Source organism: Dechloromonas sp. A34 (assembly GCF_026261605.1).
Lineage (GTDB): Bacteria > Pseudomonadota > Gammaproteobacteria > Burkholderiales > Rhodocyclaceae > Azonexus.
Window position 1 is genome coordinate 858,613 of record NZ_CP102486.1, and the last position, 18,373, is coordinate 876,985.

An 18,373-nucleotide genomic window follows, 5' to 3' on the forward strand; every position below is an offset into this window, starting at 1 on the left:
CCCAGAGCCGCTTGTTGCGGTCGTCCGCAAAAATGGCAAAAAAACGGGCGGCACCGGCCGCCCGTTGGTAGCGATCGGATCAACGCGTCGCCGGAACCCGGTCTTCACCTCCCATGCCGCGCGGACCATCACCACGATGGCGCGGCGACCCTCCGGCGGGCTTCATCTCGGCCAGTTGCTTGCGCTGTTCCGGGGTCAGCACTTCGAATACCTGACGATCGCCCTTGGCCCGCGCCAGCGACATTTCCGCCATCGCCTTCGCCGCCTCGTCGGCCAAACCGCGCGCCTTGGCTTCGCTGTAATCCGGCGCCGCCGTCAGCGCCCGCAGATCGCCCTCGGCCTTGCGTAGCACCTTCGCCTTGTCGCGCATTACCGGCGCCTGGGCGTGCATGATCTCGAAAACCTTGTCCTGCTGGGGCTCGGTCAGATTCAGGGCGCGCAGATGCCGCGGCATCATGTTGCCCCCCATCGCCTGGTGACCCGAGCCGCCTTGCGTCTCGAAACCGCAGTCGCCACGACCGCCGTGCTTGCCGCCAAATGCCGACGCCGACAGCGGAATGGCCAAAGCCACGCTGGCGGCAATCAGGAAACGCTTGATATTGGTGTGGGGAGTGGTTTTCATCTCTTCATCCTTCAGTTCAGATTGGCCGGCCCGAGCGGGCCAAGCGACAGGACGAATACTCCCCCAAGACCCCGTTAAGGGGGGTTACCGGGCGGTAAATGAAAGTAAATGGCGTAACAGGAAGAAAAGCCGCTGGCGCAGGCGATGAAAACCGGGGACAGCTCGGTCACTCATGTCGCAGCGCCTCGATCGGATCAAGTTGCGCCGCCCGGCGCGCCGGCATATAGCCGAAAATCACCCCGATCGCTGCCGAGAAGCCAAAGGCCGTCAGGTTGATGGCCGGGTTGAACAGGAAAGGTATGTGCATCAGCGACGATAGCCCGAGGCAGGCGACAAAAGCCAGCGCCACGCCGACCAGCCCGCCGCAGGCGGAGAGCACCACGGCTTCGATCAGGAATTGCCAGAGCACCTCGTTTTCCAGCGCGCCGATGGCCAGCCGGATGCCGATTTCGCGGGTCCGTTCGGTGACCGAAACGAGCATGATGTTCATGATGCCGATGCCGCCGACGAGCAGGCTGACAGCGGCCACCGCGCCAAGCAGCGCGGTCATCGTGCCGATGGTGCCGGAGAGCGTTTCGGCGATCTGCTTGGTGTCCATCACGTTGAAATTGTCGTCGGCGTTCTCGGCCAGCTTGCGGCGTTCGCGCAACAGGCTGCGCAATTGGGCGATGGCGACGGTCGCGTCGGTGCCGTCCTTGAGCGAGACCATGACATTGCCGATGTCGAGCGAGCCGGTCAGCCGGCGTTGCGTCGTGCGCAGCGGCATCAGCACCGTGTCGTCCTGATCCTGGCCCATGCCGCCCTGGCCCTTGGCGACGAGCAGGCCGATCACCTCGCAGTCGAAGGTCTTGACGCGGATGCTGCTGCCGACTGGATTGCCGGCGCCAAACAGCTCCTTTTTGACGGTATTGCCGATCACGCAAACGGCCTTGCCGGCGCGCTCCTCGTCGTCGGTGAATTGCCGCCCGGCGGCGATTTTCCAGTTGCCGGCAATGAAGTAGTCGTTGCTCGTTCCGCTCACCGTCGACGACCAGTTCTGCGTCCCGGCGACCAGCGTTACGGGGCTGCCGACGACGGGTGCCACGACCTTGAGGCCATTGACCTGTTGCTGGATGGCCTCGATGTCGGCGATCTTGAATTTCGGCGCGCCGGCACTGTCGCGCCCCGGGCCAAGGCGCTGGCCGGGCATGACCATGAGCAGGTTGCTGCCGAGGCTGGCAATCTGGTCGGAAACTATTTTCGTTGCGCCGTTGCCCAGCGTCACCATGGTGATCACCGCGCCGACGCCGATGACGATGCCGAGCACAGTCAGAAAGGAGCGCAGCAGGTTGCGGCGGATCTCGCGCAGGGCGAGCAGGAGTGCGTTCAGGATCATGCCGCCTCCGTCGCGCTATCGCTGTCCACGAGGCCGTCGACAAAATGCACGATGCGCCGCGCGTAGCGCGCCATGTCCGGCTCGTGGGTGACCATGATGATGGTGATGCCTTGTTCGCTATTCAGCCGCCCGAGCAATTCCATGATCTCGTGGCTGCGCTTGCTGTCGAGGTTGCCGGTCGGCTCGTCGGCGAGCAGGACGAGCGGGTTGGTGACGATGGCGCGGGCGATGGCGACACGCTGCTGCTGGCCGCCGGAAAGCTCGGCCGGGGTGTGCGTTTCCCAGCCGTCGAGGCCGACTTTGGCGAGTGCGGCGCGGGCCGCAGCGTGGCGCACTTCGGCCGGCTCGCCGCGATAGAGCAGCGGCAGCTCGACGTTCTCCTGCGCCGAGGTTCGCGCCAGCAAATTGAACCCTTGAAAGACAAAGCCCAGACATTGCCGACGCAGCAGGGCCCGCTGGTTGCGGTCGAGTTGCTCGACGTTGATGCCCTGAAACCGGTATTCGCCCGAGGTCGGCGTATCGAGGCAGCCGAGCAGGTTCATCGCCGTCGATTTGCCGGAACCGCTCGGCCCCATGACCGCCACGAATTCACCGGCCGCTATGCTCAGATCGACGCCGCCCAGCGCCTGAAAAGCAGTCTGGCCTGCGCCGTAGGTCTTGGTGATACCACGCAGTTCGATCAAGGGCGCGCTCACGGTAGCCTCGCCGAAATTTCGATTTTGGCCGTTTTTTCTCCCCCAAGGGGACGTCCTTCGGGGCGCGGTTGAGCCTGGGGCCAGCCTTTGCCTCTATGGCCGTAGCAACTCACTTTTTCGCCGCCTGATAGTCGGAAATCACCGCCATGCCAGCCTTCAGCTCGCCACCCAGCACCTCGGTAAGGCGCCCGTTGCTGACGCCGGTTTTCACCGCCACCGCCTGCGGCTGGCCATCGACCAGCACCCAGACCTGCCCGTCGCCACTGCCCTTGGCCGCAGCCGGGCGATTCTTCGGCGCCTCCGGTGGCGGGCCGGGCATCAGGCGGGCGACCAAGCCGCGCTCTTTCGCCGCCGCCCCCTCGCCCGGTGGCGTGAAACGCAGCGCCGCGTTGGGCACCAGCAGCACCTTGTCGCGGCTGGCCGTGACGATAGTAGCCGTCGCCGTCATGCCCGGCCGCAGCGCGAGATCGTCGTTATTGACCCGCAAGATGGTCTTGTACGTCACCACGTTATCGGTCGTCGTCGAGCCCAGCCCGACACGCTGGATGCTCGCCGGAAACTGGCGCCCCGGCCAGGCCGACACCGTGAAGCTCGCCGTCTGCCCGGTTTTGACATTGCCGACATCGGCCTCATCGACCTTGACCTGCAACTCCATTTTGGCCAGATCCTCGGCAAGCACAAAGAGCACCGGCGTCGTCATCGCCGCCACCACGGTCTGGCCCGGCTCCACCTTGCGGGTCAGCACGACGCCATCAACCGGCGAACGGATGGTCGCCTTGCCGAGATTGGTTTCATCCGTTTTCGCCGTCGCCCGCGCCTGAACCACCTCGGCCCGGGCGCTGGCCAAACTAGCGATGGCCCGTTGCCGCGCCGCATCGGCCGTCTCCAGCTCGGTCTTGGCCGGCACCTTGCCGCCGGAAAGTTCGGCGACCTGGCGCATGCGATTCAGCGACGCCGTCGTTTCAGCCACCGTCGCCTGCGCCAGCGCCACCGAAGCCTCCGCCGCCGCCACCGCAGCCTGCGATTTGGCCACGGCGTCCTTCAACTTGGCGGTATCGAGTTGGGCCAACAACTGGCCTTTCTTGACCACGTCGTTTTCCTGCACCAGCACGCTGGACAGGGTGCCGGAAAGCTCGGAGCCGACATCGACCGACTTGGTCGGCTGCAGGGTGCCGCTGGCCGAGGCAGTGACCAGCAGGTTGCCGACAGCCGCCTCCTCGGTCAGGTATTGCCCGGCCGGCTGGCCGTTGCCGCCGGACAAAGCGACCAACAGCGCGACCACGACGGCAATGCCGCCACCGATCAGCCACAGCCGCCGCCGGCCGGTGCCCTGGTTGGCATTCTTGCTGAGCAGCGCAACGAGCGCCGCCGACGAGGTATCCGTGCTTTGGGTATCCGTAGTTTTTGTCATGTTCGATCACTTTCATGGGCCGACCAACCGCCGCCGAGCGCCTTGTAGAGCTGGATCAGCGTGGTCAGCACAGCCGACTGGGCGGTGGCCAGCGAATCCTCGGCCGTCAATTGGGTGCGCTGGGTTTCCAGCACTTTCTGGAAGTCGGCGAGGCCGGCTTCGTACATCTGTCGGCTCAATGTCGCCGCGTTGCGCGCCGAAGCGGCCGCCGCCTCGCGGGCGACCACCCGGTCGCGGGCCTGCGCGTGGGTGGTCAGCGCATTTTCGACCTCTTCCAGCGCGGTCAGCACGGCGCTCTCGTAGGCCACCAGCGCCGCTTCCTGCACCGCCGTCTGCAAATCCACGGCGCTGCGCAGCTTGCCGCCGTCAAACAGCATGGCCGCAAGCGAACCGCTCGCTGCGCGCACCAAGCTGGCGCTGCTGCCCAGCGCGCCGAGGCTGTAAGCCTGCCAGCCGAAAGAGCCACCCAGCGACAGGCTGGGAAAGCGCGCCGCCTGCCGCTGCCCGATGCGCGCCGTTTCCGCCGCCAGCGTGCGCTCGGCGACGATCAGATCAGGCCGCTGGCGCAGCACATCGGTCGGGATGCCGGTGGCCACCGTCGGCGGCACCACCGGCCTGGATTGCGCGGCGAGCAATTGTTCATGCAGGGCGCCGGGTTGCTGACCGAGCAAGGTCGCCAGCCGGTTTTCCGCCGCCGCCAGCCCGACCTCAAGGTCCGGCATGCTGGCCCGCGTTTGCTCGCGGTTGGTCCGCGCTTGCTCGACATCGGCGCTACTGGCCAGACCGGCCTGCTCGCGCCATTCGGTGATCTGCGCCGTTTCGGTCTGGCTGGCCAGATTGGACCGGGCAATCGCCAGCCGCAACTGGTAGGCGCGCCACTCAACGTAGTTCTGCGCCACCTCGGCGACCAGCGAAACGCGGACGTTTTCCAGACTGGACGCGCTCGCCGCCAGATCGGCGCTGGCCGCCTCGACCGCCCGGCGCGTGCCGCCGAAAAGATCGAGCTCCCAACTGGCGTCGAAACCGGCGTCGTACAACGTGCGCGTCGGCAGGGCGTTGACGGCCGTGGCGTTCTTCGTCCGGCTGGCACCTGTCGACGCCGACACTTGCGGAAAATATCCGCTCACCGCCTGCGCCCGACTGGCCCGCGCCTGCCGCAAACGAGCCTGCGCCGCCTTGAGGTCGAGGCTGCCGGATTGGGCGGTGGCGATCAGTTCATCCAGCGCCGGATCGCCCAGCTGCTGCCACCAGGTACTTTGCGATTTTGGGCTGTTTTTCCGGCTGACCGTAGCATTGCCATTTGCCGGCACCGGATCCCGCTCATCCGGCTTCGCCGCCAGCCAGCGGCCCGGCATGGCCCACCCGGGCGCCTGATAATCCGGCCTGACCGAAGGCAGGCCGGAACAGGCACTCAGCGAGCCAACAGCCAATAAAACGGCAAGCGACAGGCGGCAACTTGGCCCTATTGAAAACGACATGAAATTCATCCGGACATTCTCACTGCCTGCGGTCTTCACAGGTGTTAAACGATGTAAAAGGCCCGCCGCGACCTCAATTTCAGCCGGGGCGGGCAAGGGGGTAGGTCGCGTGGCTGCTGCCCTTCAAGCAGCAGCCGGAACTTTGATTAACGGCCGGGTGGCGGACGATGCTCGCCATTGAGCCCGTCCATTGGTGCTTTGCCGGTGGCCTTCAGCTTGGCCAGTTGGCTGCGCTGCTCGGCGGTCAGCACCGCATAAACCTGGCGCTCGGCCATGGCTCGGGCCAGCGACAGGTCAGCCGTCGCCCTAGCCGCGCTATCCGACAACTCGCGCGCCTTCGGCTCGGTATATTCAGTCGAAAGAATCAGCTTGCGCAGCGACTCCTCGGCATGGCGCGCCGCCTTCACCTTCTCGCGCATGGCCGGCGCCTGCCCGTCCATGATCTCGAAAACCCAGTCGTGTTGCGCCTCGCTCAAATTCAACTGGCGCAAATACTGCGGCATCTTCACCCGCTCGATGGCCGGCCCGACACCGCAACTGCCAGCCCGGTGGCCAACCCCCAAGGCCGCCAACGGCACGACCAGCGAAATCGTCGCCGCCACCAGAAAACGCTTCAAACTCAATTTGGGGAAATTCACGTTCAGTCCTTTGACTTCAAGCTTCGGGTGAGGCCCGACGACAGGACGAATCTTCCCCCTCGACACGGTTAAGGCGGGTTAGCGGGCTGTAAATGAACGTAAATTGGGCGACAGAAGAATACAACTCGCAGGTAAGGGGGCTGCGGTCGGCCGGGCCAGAAGCGGTCTGTTTGCATGCCATGTAATTGGCCCGTACTCATCGGATTGGAACAATGGAAACTACCGCTTTAATTTGCAATTTCATTGGGTAAAAACTCCGTTGCCGAGCTTACAATTACCCAACAACAATCCATTTTATTGGGTAATGCCAAAATGAAATCGACCTTGTTTCGCGACCACGAACTGGCCTTCCGCACGCAGTACGCGGAAATCAAGGAAAGAACTCTGGCGGCCGGTCCTTTACTGCCCGGCACCCCGGGTTCTCTGTATTTGCGCACGGGAACCGGTCATGCGTACTGGTATCGCGTCTTCTACCCGGCGCCCGGCAAGCAGTCGGAAACCCTGATTTGCAAAGACGGTGACGACGACATCCTTCAGACCACGAAGGCGCAGATGGCGTTTTGCGGGTGGGCGGCCGCACAGGTGTCGGCCTTGCGCAAGCTGGGCTTTCAGGTGGCGGACAAATCGGTCGCCCGCGTCCTGGTTGAATTGCACAACCGGGGGCTTTCGAGGCTGGATTGGTACTCGTCGGCACGCTGGGTTACATGGCATGGCTCAACGAACTGGGCGTGATCGCCATCAGCGCGCGGACGCTGGATATCGATCTGGCGCGCCGGCAACAACTCAAGCTGGCGGCCACCCTGTCGTTTCTGCCGACCATGCAGGCCACGGGACTGCCTTTCGTGCCGGTTCCCGGACTGCCCTCCAGCGCGCCGTCGACTTCGGTGAAGCTGCCCGGCATTCAGGGCTTGCGGGTCGATGTGCTGGCGCCGGGTGAGCAGTTGGGCGCCATCGTGCGCATCCCGGAATTGCAGTGGGCGGCGCAGGCGGTGCCCTATTACGACTATTTGCTGGAAGCGCCCGAACCCGGCGCGATGCTGGCCGGCGGGCATTGCATCCCGGTACGCCTGCCGCAAGCCGCCCGTCTGGTCTGGCACAAGCTTTATTCCAGCACGCAGCGCCATGGCTTCCCGGAAAAAGCGGCCAAGGACCAGCAACAGGCGCTGGTTCTCGCGGCGGCGCTGGTGGAGCTTGATCCGGCTGCGTTGCAGGATGCCTTTGCCGCGGCTCCGGTTTCCATGACGGCATGGATCAAGCCGCTCCATACCGTTTTGCTCAGGAAAGCCGGGGGGCACGAAATGCTTATGGAAATTCTGCGCGAGTGCCTTGCCGGCTCCGACGGCGCATCGGCGTAACAACTAATAAATGCAAAAAGGCGACTGCGCCAGTCGCCTTTTTGCTTCTTATCCCCGGTTGACCGTGTCAGACCTTGCTATAAACCTCAGCCCCGGCCTTCACAAACTCCACCGACTTCACTTCCATCCCCTTCTCCAGCGCCGCTGATTCATCCAAGCCTTGCTGCGCGGCAAACTCCCTCACTTCCTGCGTGATTTTCATCGAGCAGAAATGCGGGCCGCACATCGAGCAGAAGTGGGCGACCTTGGCCGATTCCTTGGGCAGGGTTTCGTCGTGGAATTCGCGCGCCTTGTCCGGATCGAGGCCGAGGTTGAACTGGTCGTCCCAGCGGAATTCGAAGCGTGCCTTGGACAGCGCGTTGTCGCGGATCTGCGCGCCGGGGTGGCCCTTGGCGAGGTCGGCGGCGTGGGCAGCGAGCTTGTAGGTGATGATGCCGACCTTGACGTCGTCCTTGTCGGGCAGGCCGAGGTGTTCCTTGGGCGTGACATAGCAGAGCATGGCGGTGCCGTACCAGCCGATCATCGCGGCGCCGATGCCGCTGGTGATGTGGTCGTAGCCCGGCGCGATGTCGGTGGTCAGGGGGCCAAGGGTGTAGAACGGGGCTTCGTCACAGTATTCGAGCTGCAGGTCCATGTTCTCCTTGATCATGTGCATCGGCACATGGCCGGGGCCTTCGATCATGACCTGCACGTCGTGCTTCCAGGCGATCTGGGTCAGTTCGCCGAGGGTCTTCAGTTCGCCGAGCTGGGCTTCGTCGTTGGCATCGTAGATCGAGCCGGGACGCAGGCCGTCGCCGAGGCTGAAGGCGACGTCGTAGGCCTTCATGATTTCGCAGATTTCCTCGAAGTGGGTGTAGAGGAAGCTTTCCTTGTGATGGGCCAGGCACCACTTGGCCATGATCGAGCCGCCACGGCTGACGATGCCGGTCATCCGGTTGGCGGTCAGCGGCACGTAGCGGAGCAGCACGCCGGCGTGAATGGTGAAATAGTCGACGCCTTGTTCAGCCTGTTCGATCAGCGTGTCGCGGAAGATTTCCCAAGTCAGGTCTTCGGCCTTGCCGTTGACCTTTTCCAGCGCCTGATAGATTGGCACGGTGCCGATGGCGACCGGGCTGTTGCGGATGATCCATTCACGGGTTTCGTGAATGTTCTTGCCGGTGGACAGGTCCATCACGGTGTCGCCGCCCCAGCGGATCGACCAGGTCATTTTCTCTACTTCTTCCTGAATGCTGGAGCCGAGCGCCGAGTTGCCGATGTTGGCGTTGATCTTGGTGAGGAAGTTGCGGCCGATGATCATCGGCTCGGATTCCGGGTGATTGATGTTGTTGGGAATGATGGCGCGGCCGCGGGCGATTTCGCTGCGCACGAATTCCGGGGTGATTTCTTCCGGGATCGAGGCGCCGAAGTTCTGGCCCGGGTGCTGGCGGCCGAGCAGGGCAGCCAGCTTGTTGCCCATCGGGCCGGAGGCTTTGAGGCCTTCGATATAGGCGCGGCGATTGTTGTTTTCGCGGATGGCGACGTATTCCATCTCGGGCGTGATGATGCCTTGCCGGGCGTAGTGCATCTGGCTGACATTCTTGCCAGCCTTGGCGCGCAGCGGCTTCCTGTGCAGGCCGGGGAAGCGCAGCTCGTCGAGCGCCTTGTCTTCGGCACGAATGCGGCCGAATTCGGAAGTCAGACCGGGCAGTTCCTCGACATCGCCGCGCTCGGCGATCCACTGGGCGCGCAGGGCCGGCAGACCGGAACGGATGTCAATCTTGATGGCGGGGTCGGAGTAAGGGCCCGAACAGTCGTAAACGTAGATCGGCGGATTCTTCTCGCCACCGAAAGCGGTGTCGGTATCGGATTGCGAGATTTCACGCATCGGCACCCGAATGTCCGGACGCGAACCTTCGACATAGATCTTGCGGGAATTGGGCAGCGACTGGACTGCGGCCTCGTCAACATGGGCGTTGGCGGCGAGGAATTGTTCTTTGACGTTCATGGGTGCTCCTTGCGTGTATGCAGCGGGGTAAGACGGGCAAGGAGCGATCTGGTTCCACAGCAGCGGAGTTCGTTTCCCTACGACGGCATGACCCGGTCAGGTTCGAAGGGTTTTTCTCAGCCCGCGCGTTGCCGGGCACCCCTAACGAGTGGCTGCAAGTTACTGGAAACACAGGCAAAATGCAAGAAATGTGATTCCGCGCTCAAGATTTCCCGAAAATGGTCGAAATAGTGTTGTCAAGCCGTGGAATTCAAAGAAGAACCAAGGGATACGAAATGCGCCTGCTCACCATCGCCGCCCTGTTGGCAACACTCCCTATTGCCGCCACGGCCGCGCCTACCTGGCAAACTATTTCGTCCGAACCCGGCAAGCGCATCGAACTCGACCGCACCAGCATCAAGCGTGATGGCACCACGGTCCAGGCGCAGGGGCGCATCGTTCTTGAAAAGGAATTGGTCGATATCCGTTCCGGGGCCGGCTATCGGGTGATCGAGGCTTTGACCCGTTACGACTGTGCATCGCGCAATGCCGTCACGCTTCGCCGGATTTTCAAGAAGAACGAAACCCAAATCGTCCGCGAGGAAGAGCTGAAAGGGACCGATCTGCCGGTACGCAGTGGCACGCTGGACGACAAGGTGCTGCGCGAGGTCTGCCGGCCACCCAAGGAGAGCCTGGCCGATCTGGCGCAGAAGGCCAACGAGGCGGCCGGGCAGTTGAAGGAAGCCAACGAGGCGCTGCTCAAGAAGGAAATGGCCAAGGCGCAAAAGCCTGGCGCCGTAAAGGCCAGCGATGCCGGGCAGGGCGCGACGCCGGGCAAGGATGAGGAAAAGAGTTCCATTCCGTCGATAAAACCCAATCTACGGGCGGCGGTCGAACCACCCAAGGCACCACCTCCCCCGCCGGCGGAAAAGGTGGTGGCGCCCTTGAAATCGTCGATGGCCGTGGTGCGCACTACGCCTTCTCCGAAACCCAGGCGTCCGGCGCGATCCGAAGGCTATATGCTGGAACTGACACACTCCGAGGCTGTCCTGCAGCACGCCAGCATTCAGTGGGACTATGAGGGGATGGGCAGTCCGGACAACTGGTCCAAACTCGATCCGCGAAACGTCGCCTGCGCCACCGGCCAACGCCAGTCGCCGATCGACATTCGCGACGGCATCAAGGTTGATGTCGAACCGATCAAGTTCAACTACCGTCCCTCGACCTTCCGCATCGTCGATAACGGCCATACGGTGCAGGTCGTCGTCGCCGACAGTTCGATCAGCCTGACCGGCAAATCTTACGAACTGGTCGAGCTCCACTTCCATCGGCCGTCCGAAGAAAAGATCAACGGTCAGCGCTTCGACATGGTGGCCCATATGGTGCATAAGGCCGATGACGGGCAGTTGGCCATCGTTGCCGTGCTGCTCGAAGGGGGCAACGAGAATCCCTTTATCCAGACCTTGTGGAACAACCTGCCACTTGAGAAGCATCTCTCGGTTTCCCCGCCGGTCCCGGTCATCAATCCGGCGAGTCTGTTGCCCGCTTCGCCGAATTACTACACCTACATGGGGTCGCGGACGATACCGCCCTGTACCGAAGGTGTGCTGTGGCTGGTCATGAAGCAACCGGTTGCGGTTTCGCAGGATCAGATCAATATCTTCTCGCGGCTCTATAGGAACAATGCCCGGCCGATCCAGCCGACGGCGGGGCGGCTGATCAAAGAGGGTCGTTGACCGGCGACGAAGCGCGATGGTAGCTTAATGACCAAACAGTCATTAAGCTACCCATGTCTTTCAGTCCTCCGCCTCGCAAACGTCGCAAGGAAGCGCGCCCCTCGGAACTCACCGCCGCTGCACTCGGGCTGTTCGTCGAAAAAGGCTTTGCCGCCACCCGCCTGGAGGATATCGCGGCCCGTGCCGGCGTATCCAAGGGCACGCTCTATCTGTATTTCGATAGTAAGGAAGCTCTCTTCAAGGCGGTCATCCAGGAAGGGATCATTCCCGTAGTGGCCGAGAACGAGGCCATCGCCGCCCAGCATGCGGGTTCCGCCTTCGACCTCTTGGAAAAGCTGCTCGCTCACTGGTGGGAGAAAATCGGCCAGAACGAACTGGCCGGCATCCCCAAGCTGATGGTGGCCGAAGCCAGGAATTTTCCCGAGGTTGCCCAGTACTACTACGAAAACGTGATCCAGCGTGTCCACGCCCTGATCGGCAGCACTCTCGAGAGCGGCATGGCGACGGGCGAGTTCCGGCGCATGGATGTCAAAACCACGATCGATGTGATCATCGCGCCCATCCTGATGCTGGTCATCTGGCGCTTCTCGATGGCCTGCTGCCAGAGCGGCGAAGGCGACTCGCAGCTCTATCTGAGAATACACATGGACCTGCTGCGTCAGGGCTTGTGCACGACTCAGGTATAATTTTATTTTGTCGGAATCAATATATTAGCTTGTGCTAATATTTAGTCTGCGGAGACCCAAATGAATATCGAGCAAGCGCGCTTCAACATGATCGAACAACAGATCCGGCCCTGGGAGGTTCTGGATCCGCAGGTTCTCGACCTGCTCTTCGTCGTCAAGCGCGAGGATTTCACGCCCCCGGCCTATCGCAATCTGGCTTTCGCCGATCTGGAAGTGCCGCTCGGTAGCGGTCAGGTCATGCTGGCCCCGAAGATTGAGGCCAAGATGTTGCAGGAACTCGGTATCAAGAAGACCGACAAGATTCTCGAAATCGGCACCGGCAGCGGTTATATGGCCGCCCTGCTGGCCGCTCGTGCCGATCATGTCGTCACCGTCGAATGCCGTCCGGAACTGGCCGCGATTGCCAAAGAGAACCTGGCGCGCGCCGGGTAAGCAATGTCACCGTCGAAATCGGCGATGGCGCCAATGGTTGGGCCGCCCGCGGTCCCTACGACGCCATCGTGGTTTCCGGTTCGGTTCCGGTCTTGCCCGATGCCCTGCTCAAGCAACTGCGGGTCGGCGGACGTCTGGCCGTCATCGTCGGCGAAGCGCCGGTCATGGAAGCGCAACTGGTGACCTGTACCGCCGAAGGCGTCTTCAATACCGTCAACCTGTTCGAGACGGTCGTTCCCCCGCTCGACGGCATCGCTGCCCGGAGCAGCTTCGCGCTCTGATGCAACAGCTAAGTGCACCTCAACTCGCGCAATGGCTGGCCGACGACAGCCGGCCGGCTCCTGTGCTGCTCGATGTCCGCGAACCTTGGGAATTCGAGCTGTGCCACCTGGACGGTGCGCAGCACATGCCAATGCATCTGGTGCCGGTGCGCTTTGGCGAACTGAATCCCGATCAGGACATCGTGGTCATCTGCCACCACGGCGCGCGCAGCATGCAGGTTGGGATGTTCCTCGAAAGCCGGGGCTTTGCCGCCATCAACAATCTGGCGGGCGGCGTCGAAGCCTGGGCGACCGAGGTTGATCCCGCCATGCGTCGTTATTGAGGAAGACATGAAAAAGCTTGCCTGGCTGATGGCTTATCCCTTGCTCGCGTCACCGCTATTTGCGGCTGACCTGATGCAGGTTTATCGCGAGGCCCAGGACAACGACTCGACCTATGCTGCAGCCCGTGCCACGCTCGATGCCGGGCGCGAACGCATGCCACAAGGCCGGGCTGGGCTGCTGCCGAGTCTGACGCTGTCGGGCAATACGGTGTGGAACGACAATACCTTGGATTCGCGCAGCCAGACTCTGCCGCCGAACCTCAAGAATCAGCGTTACAACTCGAATGGCTATCAGGTCACGCTGTCGCAGCCGCTTTTCCGCTGGCAGAACTGGGTGACCTACGATCAGTCAAAAATGCAGGTGGCGCAAGCCGAGGGTAATTTTGCCCAGGTCCGGCAGGATTTGATCCTGCGCGTCGCCCAAGCCTATTTCGATGTGCTGTACGCCAACGAAAGCCTGGTCGCGGTCCGTGCCAACAAGGCGGCCATCGCACAGCAACTGGAATCGGCCAAGAAGAATTTTGAGGTCGGTACGGCGACCATCACCGACAGCCATGAAGCGCAGGCCCGCTATGACCTCGCCCTGGCCCAGGAAATCGCCGCCGAAAGCGATTACGAAATCAAGCGCCGTGCCCTGCAGTCCATTCTGGGTAAGGAGCCGGGCGTCCTGGCCGGTTTGCGCAAGGAGGCCGAACTGTCGCCGCCCGACCCGTCCAGCATGGGCGCCTGGGTTGCCGCCGCCGAAAAAGACAGTATCACGGTGCAGATTCAGCAGTTGGTAGCCGACATCGCGGCGCGCGAAGTCGACAAGCAGCGCGCCGGACACTATCCGACCGTGGACCTCGTGGCGAATTATGGTCACTCGAAATCCTTTGCCTCGACGCTGGGCATGCTCGACACCGATTATCAGAATGTCGGCGTCCAGCTCAATATCCCGCTCTTCCAGGGCGGGCTGGTGGTTTCCCGCGAACGCGAAGCAGCGGCCAACCGGACGGCAGCCCAATCGAATCTCGAAACCGCCCGGCGCGGAGCCGCGCTGGCCAGCCAGCAGTCTTATCTCGGGGTGGCCAGCGGACTGGCCCAGGTCCGGGCCCTGAAAGCCGCGCTGATCTCGTCGCAGTCGGCCCTGGAGTCAAACAAGCTGGGTTATGAAGTCGGCGTCCGCATCAACATCGATGTATTGAATGCTGAAAACCAGGTCTACGTGACCCGCCGCGATCTGGCCAAGGCCACCTACGATACGCTGATGGCACAGTTGCGGCTGAAGGCTGCCGTGGGGGCTCTGGGTGAGGAAGACGTCGCCCGGATCAACGCCCTGCTCGATCCGACCAACGCGCAATAAGGTCCAGCGTCCGCTGTGCCGCACCCCGGTGCGCCGCAGCAAATTGCCCGGTTGCCTGGCGCATGCTCGCCAGCCCGGTTTTTTCCCCGAGCAGTTCGTTAACCGCTGCCCCCAATGCGGCAGGGCTGTCGACGCGGCGCGCGGCGCCGGCCGCGATGGCATCCTCGGTGGCCTGCAGGAAATTAAAGGTATGCGGGCCAACCAGCACCGGGCAGTCGCAGGCGGCGGCCTCGATCAGGTTCTGGCCGCCTAGCGGCAGCAGGCTGCCGCCAATGAAGGCGAGATCGGCCAGCGTAAAGTAGGCGGCCATTTCGCCCATGCTGTCGCCTAGCCAGACCTCGGTGTCGGCCGCCGGCAGACCGGTGCTGCGGCGAACCGTTTTCAGATCGTGCTGCCGCAACAAGGCAGCAACCTCGTCAAAGCGTTGCGGGTGGCGGGGGACCAGCACCAGCAGCGCGTCAGCGACTTTTACTTCGCGCCAGGCCTCGAGGATCAGCATTTCCTCGCCTTCGCGGGTACTGGCGGCGAGCCAGACGGGGCGCTGGCCGATAACCGCCCGCCATTGCCGGCCAAGCTCGATCTGCTCATCGGCCGGGGTGACATCGAATTTCAGATTGCCTGAGACTTCCACCATTGCTGCGCCCCGCTCTGAAATCCTTTCGGCGTCGCCGGCGGTCTGGGCGGCAACGCCGCTGAGCGCGGCGAAGGCCGGCCGGACCAAGGCGTCGAGCTTGCCGTAGCCGCGGGCCGAACGCGCCGACAGGCGGGCGTTGGCCAGCATTACAGACACCCGGCGGCTGCGGGCGGCAGCTAGCAGATTGGGCCAGATTTCGGTTTCCATCAGGACGCCGAAAGCCGGCGCGAAATGCCGAAAGAAGCGATCTGTCGCCCCCGGGTAATCGTAGGGCAGGTAGGCCTGAATGACTCGTTCGCCATAGACCTGGCGGCCGGCGCCACGACCGGTCGGGGTCATGCCGGTGAGCAGGATGCGATGCTCCGGCCAGCGCACCAGCAGGCCTTCGATCAGGGGTTGGGCGGCTCGCGTTTCGCCGACCGAGACGGCATGCACCCAGATCAGCCTGTCCGGCGCCGGCTGGCCGTAAAAACCGTAGCGTTCGCCCAGGTGCTGCAGGTACTCGGGCTGGCGGCGGGCGCGCCAGAGCAGGCGCAGCCAGATCAGCGGGGTGGCGAGGTAGAGAAACAGCGAATAGAGCAGCCGGGCCATCAGTCGAGGACGGCCTGTAATTCCGCGAGTACGACCTGCGGGCTGGGCGTCTGGGCCTTGCCGCCGAGATTGCGGTAGAAGCCGGCGCCGAGCACCCCGGTCAGGCCGGGGTCGGTTGCCGTATATAGCGCGACGGTCGGCACCTTGAGCCCGACGGCGAGATGGGTCAGCCCGGTATCAACGCCGATTGCCGCCGTGCTGCCGGCCAGCAGAGCGGCCAATTGCGGAATGTTCATCGGCGGGGCGGCAATGGCGCCTGGAATCGCCGCGGCAAGCCGTGTTGCCCGCTCGCGTTCGATACTGCTGCCGCCCGGCAGGACCGCCGTGTAACCTTGGCCGCGCAGCTGCTGGCCGAGGGTCTGCCAGTACGCTTCCGGCCACAGCTTGTCGTCGCGGCTGGTCGCGGTCAGGAAAACTACATAGCGGGCGGCGGGCAGCCAGTCGAAACTGGCCGGCGTGGCAGCAATGCCGTAGTCGGGGGCGTTCTCAAGCCGATAGCCCAGCGCCGCAGCTGCCAGCTGGCGATTGCGGGCGACGGCATGCTGCTCCTTGGCGATACTGAAATGCCGGTCGTAAAAGCGGGCGGCGATCGGCTCCCGTGCCGAGTCGGCGGCGTAACCGCTGAGCGGACCGCGCGCCTGGCGGGCGAGCACAGCGCTTTTCAACAAGCCCTGGGTGTCGACGATCGCATCGTAGCTGCTGGCGCGAACGATCTGCCGAAAGCGCCCGATCTCCCGCCAGGTGGCGACGCTGAACAGCTGTTTCCGCCAGCGGCGAAGGGCGACCGGGATGATCTGCCCGACGCCGGGGTGCAGGCGCGGTATGGCCGCAAAGCTTTCCTCGACGCACCAGTCGATAAGGGCATTGGGAAAATGCCGTTTGATGTCGCTAACCACGGGCAAGTTGTGGATAACGTCGCCGAGCGAGGAAGTTTTCACAATCAGGATGCGCATCGGCGGATAAAATGGCGACTTTTCGAAGCCGCAATTATAAATGCCCGCCTCGCGCCAGCCGCTCTCCGTTGCCATCATCACGCTCAATGCGGTGTCCCAGTTGGAGGCCTGCCTGGAAAGCGTGCGTTTTGCCGAGGAGATCGTCGTCGTCGACTCGGGCAGCAGCGACGGCACGCAGGCGCTCGCCGAGCGTTGCGGGGCGCGCGTGATTCAGCAGGAATGGCTGGGTTTCGGGCCGCAAAAGCAGTTTGCAGTGGAGGCCGCCAGCCACGACTGGGTGCTCTGCCTCGATGCCGACGAGCGCGTCACACCGGCCTTGCAGGCGGCCATCGAGAACGCGCTGGGCAGCCCGGCGAGCGGGGCCTTTCGTTTTCCGCGCTGCAACCGCTTCCTTGGCCGTTATCTGAAACACGGCGAAGGCTATCCGGACTGGAGTCTGCGCCTGTTCGACCGCCGTCAGGCGCGCTGGTCCGACGATGCGGTGCATGAAAAAGTCGAGGCCGATGGCGCGGTCGGCGAGTTGCAGGCTGATCTGCTGCACGATTCGGCCGAGTCGCTGGCCAGCTATCTGACCAAGCAGAACCGCTACACCACGCTGGCTGCCGAGATGGCGCTGGCCGCCGGCAAGCGGGCGAGTTTCGGGCGCATCGCCCTGAGCCCGGTGATCCGCTTCGTCAAGTTCTACGTCGTCCGTCAGGGCTTCCGCGATGGCCTGCCCGGCCTGATCCATATCGCCATCGGCTGTTTCAACAGCATGATGAAATATTCCAAAATGCTGGAGCGTCAGAATGCAAATGCTGCGCTGCGGTAAAATCCAGACTTTCGTGCAAAGGGCCTAACTCGTGAAAATTCTCGTCACCGGCGCTGCCGGCTTTATCGGTATGACCACCTCGTTGCGCCTGCTGGCCCGGGGCGACGAAGTCGTCGGCCTCGACAATATGAACGACTATTACGAAGTCAGCCTCAAGGAGAGCCGGCTGGCCCGCCTGGCCGCGCTGCCCGGCTTCCGCTTCGTCAAGCTCGACGTCGGCGACCGCGCCGGTATGGAAAAGCTCTTTGCCGAAGAGAGGTTCGACAAGGTGATCCATTTGGCGGCCCAGGCTGGCGTTCGCTATTCGCTGCAGAATCCCCACGCCTACATCGACAGCAACCTGGTCGGCTTCACCAATATCCTCGAAGGCTGCCGCCACAACCGGGTGGCGCATCTGGTGTACGCCTCGAGTTCCAGCGTCTATGGTGGCAACACCAAGATGCCCTTCTCGGAGCACGACAGCGTCGACCACCCGGTCAGCCTCTACGCCGCGACCAAGAAAGCCAATGAGCTGATGGCGCATACCTACAGCCACCTCTTCGGCCTGCCGACCACCGGCCTGCGCTTCTTTACGGTCTATGGCCCGTGGGGCCGGCCGGACATGGCGCTCTTCCTGTTTACCAAGGCCATCCTCGAAGGCCGGCCGATCGATGTCTTCAACCACGGCAACATGCGGCGCGACTTCACCTACGTCGACGATATCGTCGAAGGCGTGATCCGGGTGCTGGATCGTACCGCCGAAGCCAACCCGGCCTACGTGCCGGACGAGGCCGACCCGGCAACCAGCAATGCCCCCTACCGCGTCTTCAATATCGGCAACAACAACCCGGTGCAATTGCTTGACTTCATCGGCGCCATCGAGAGTGCCCTCGGCCAGAAGGCGGAAAAGCGCCTGCTGCCCTTGCAGGATGGCGATGTGCCGGCGACCTACGCCAACACCGATTTGCTCAACGACTGGGTCGGCTTCGTCCCGGGTACTACTGTCCAGGAAGGCGTCAATCGCTTTATCGCCTGGTATCGCGATTACTACAAGGTTTAAGGATCAGC

At 63.2% G+C, this 18,373-nt stretch carries 17 protein-coding genes, 1 pseudogene and 1 riboswitch; of the genes and pseudogenes, 9 read left to right on the forward strand and 9 right to left on the reverse strand.

Features of this window, described 5'->3' with window-relative positions; translation table 11 throughout:
• Positions 1 to 79: 79 nt before the first annotated feature.
• From NQE15_RS04290 to NQE15_RS04315, 6 genes are all read right to left on the reverse strand, one after another.
• Positions 80 to 622 carry a Spy/CpxP family protein refolding chaperone gene (locus tag NQE15_RS04290; protein ID WP_265946840.1) on the reverse strand — a complete coding sequence of 181 codons (543 nt, stop codon included), beginning with the start codon at positions 620 to 622 and terminating at the stop codon, positions 80 to 82.
• A 166-nt stretch (positions 623 to 788) separates the two neighbouring features.
• The gene (locus NQE15_RS04295) at positions 789 to 1,997 is read right to left on the reverse strand and encodes an ABC transporter permease (RefSeq protein WP_265946842.1); all 1,209 of its coding nucleotides are present in this window, start codon (positions 1,995 to 1,997) and stop codon (positions 789 to 791) included.
• Entirely contained in the window at positions 1,994 to 2,692 is a 699-nt protein-coding gene (locus NQE15_RS04300; protein ID WP_323054948.1) for an ABC transporter ATP-binding protein, read from the reverse strand. Before NQE15_RS04300 ends, NQE15_RS04295 begins: the two co-directional genes overlap by 4 nt.
• A 109-nt stretch (positions 2,693 to 2,801) precedes the next feature.
• Positions 2,802 to 4,103, reverse strand: coding sequence for an efflux RND transporter periplasmic adaptor subunit (locus NQE15_RS04305; protein ID WP_265946844.1), 1,302 nt, complete (start codon positions 4,101 to 4,103; stop codon positions 2,802 to 2,804).
• A complete protein-coding gene (locus NQE15_RS04310; protein WP_416336499.1) occupies positions 4,100 to 5,458 on the reverse strand; it encodes an efflux transporter outer membrane subunit in 1,359 nt (452 codons plus the stop codon). Before NQE15_RS04310 ends, NQE15_RS04305 begins: the two co-directional genes overlap by 4 nt.
• A gap of 269 nt (positions 5,459 to 5,727) precedes the next feature.
• On the reverse strand, positions 5,728 to 6,219 hold the full coding sequence (locus tag NQE15_RS04315) for a Spy/CpxP family protein refolding chaperone (RefSeq protein WP_265946848.1): 492 nt from the start codon (positions 6,217 to 6,219) through the stop codon (positions 5,728 to 5,730).
• A 243-nt stretch (positions 6,220 to 6,462) separates the two neighbouring features.
• Between NQE15_RS04315 and NQE15_RS04320 the strand changes: the two genes are divergently transcribed.
• Together NQE15_RS04320 and NQE15_RS04325 are read left to right on the forward strand one after the other, a co-directional pair.
• Entirely contained in the window at positions 6,463 to 6,951 is a 489-nt protein-coding gene (locus NQE15_RS04320) for a hypothetical protein (RefSeq protein WP_265946850.1), read from the forward strand.
• Positions 6,924 to 7,574, forward strand: a complete 651-nt coding sequence (locus tag NQE15_RS04325) for a GSU2403 family nucleotidyltransferase fold protein (RefSeq protein ID WP_265946852.1) — start codon at positions 6,924 to 6,926, stop codon at positions 7,572 to 7,574. Before NQE15_RS04320 ends, NQE15_RS04325 begins: the two co-directional genes overlap by 28 nt.
• Before the next feature lie 67 nt (positions 7,575 to 7,641).
• On the opposite strand, the gene thiC is transcribed toward NQE15_RS04325, so the two are convergent.
• On the reverse strand, positions 7,642 to 9,558 hold the full coding sequence (gene thiC, locus NQE15_RS04330) for a phosphomethylpyrimidine synthase ThiC (RefSeq protein ID WP_265946854.1): 1,917 nt from the start codon (positions 9,556 to 9,558) through the stop codon (positions 7,642 to 7,644).
• Positions 9,559 to 9,615: 57 nt separating this feature from the next.
• Positions 9,616 to 9,711: riboswitch (TPP riboswitch) on the reverse strand.
• A 122-nt stretch (positions 9,712 to 9,833) separates the two neighbouring features.
• Between thiC and NQE15_RS04335 the strand changes: the two genes are divergently transcribed.
• The 5 genes and pseudogenes from NQE15_RS04335 to NQE15_RS04355 all read left to right on the forward strand — a co-directional run bounded on the left by NQE15_RS04335 (position 9,834) and on the right by NQE15_RS04355 (position 14,337).
• Positions 9,834 to 11,273, forward strand: coding sequence for a carbonic anhydrase (locus tag NQE15_RS04335; RefSeq protein ID WP_265946857.1), 1,440 nt, complete (start codon positions 9,834 to 9,836; stop codon positions 11,271 to 11,273).
• A gap of 53 nt (positions 11,274 to 11,326) precedes the next feature.
• Positions 11,327 to 11,959: a TetR/AcrR family transcriptional regulator gene (locus NQE15_RS04340; RefSeq protein ID WP_265946859.1), complete on the forward strand. Its 633-nt coding sequence runs from the start codon at positions 11,327 to 11,329 to the stop codon at positions 11,957 to 11,959.
• A 60-nt stretch (positions 11,960 to 12,019) separates the two neighbouring features.
• Positions 12,020 to 12,672: pseudogene (locus NQE15_RS04345) on the forward strand (protein-L-isoaspartate O-methyltransferase family protein).
• Positions 12,672 to 12,995: a rhodanese-like domain-containing protein gene (locus tag NQE15_RS04350; protein ID WP_265946861.1), complete on the forward strand. Its 324-nt coding sequence runs from the start codon at positions 12,672 to 12,674 to the stop codon at positions 12,993 to 12,995. The pseudogene NQE15_RS04345 and the gene NQE15_RS04350 overlap by 1 nt, the downstream one beginning before the upstream one ends.
• Positions 12,996 to 13,002: 7 nt before the next feature.
• Complete coding sequence (locus tag NQE15_RS04355) at positions 13,003 to 14,337, forward strand: TolC family outer membrane protein (RefSeq protein WP_265946863.1); 1,335 nt, start codon at positions 13,003 to 13,005, stop codon at positions 14,335 to 14,337.
• Here the strand turns inward: NQE15_RS04355 and waaA are convergent.
• Positions 14,303 to 15,562: a lipid IV(A) 3-deoxy-D-manno-octulosonic acid transferase gene (waaA, locus tag NQE15_RS04360; protein ID WP_416336500.1), complete on the reverse strand. Its 1,260-nt coding sequence runs from the start codon at positions 15,560 to 15,562 to the stop codon at positions 14,303 to 14,305. The genes NQE15_RS04355 and waaA overlap by 35 nt on opposite strands.
• On the reverse strand, positions 15,562 to 16,500 hold the full coding sequence (waaC, locus tag NQE15_RS04365; RefSeq protein ID WP_265946865.1) for a lipopolysaccharide heptosyltransferase I: 939 nt from the start codon (positions 16,498 to 16,500) through the stop codon (positions 15,562 to 15,564). The genes waaA and waaC overlap by 1 nt, the downstream gene beginning before the upstream one ends.
• A gap of 55 nt (positions 16,501 to 16,555) precedes the next feature.
• Here waaC and NQE15_RS04370 point away from each other — a divergent pair, with 55 nt between their 5' ends.
• Positions 16,556 to 17,326, forward strand: coding sequence for a glycosyltransferase family 2 protein (locus NQE15_RS04370; RefSeq protein WP_265946867.1), 771 nt, complete (start codon positions 16,556 to 16,558; stop codon positions 17,324 to 17,326).
• Between the two features lie 31 nt (positions 17,327 to 17,357).
• Positions 17,358 to 18,365: an NAD-dependent epimerase gene (locus NQE15_RS04375; RefSeq protein ID WP_265946870.1), complete on the forward strand. Its 1,008-nt coding sequence runs from the start codon at positions 17,358 to 17,360 to the stop codon at positions 18,363 to 18,365.
• Positions 18,366 to 18,373 lie beyond the last annotated feature (8 nt).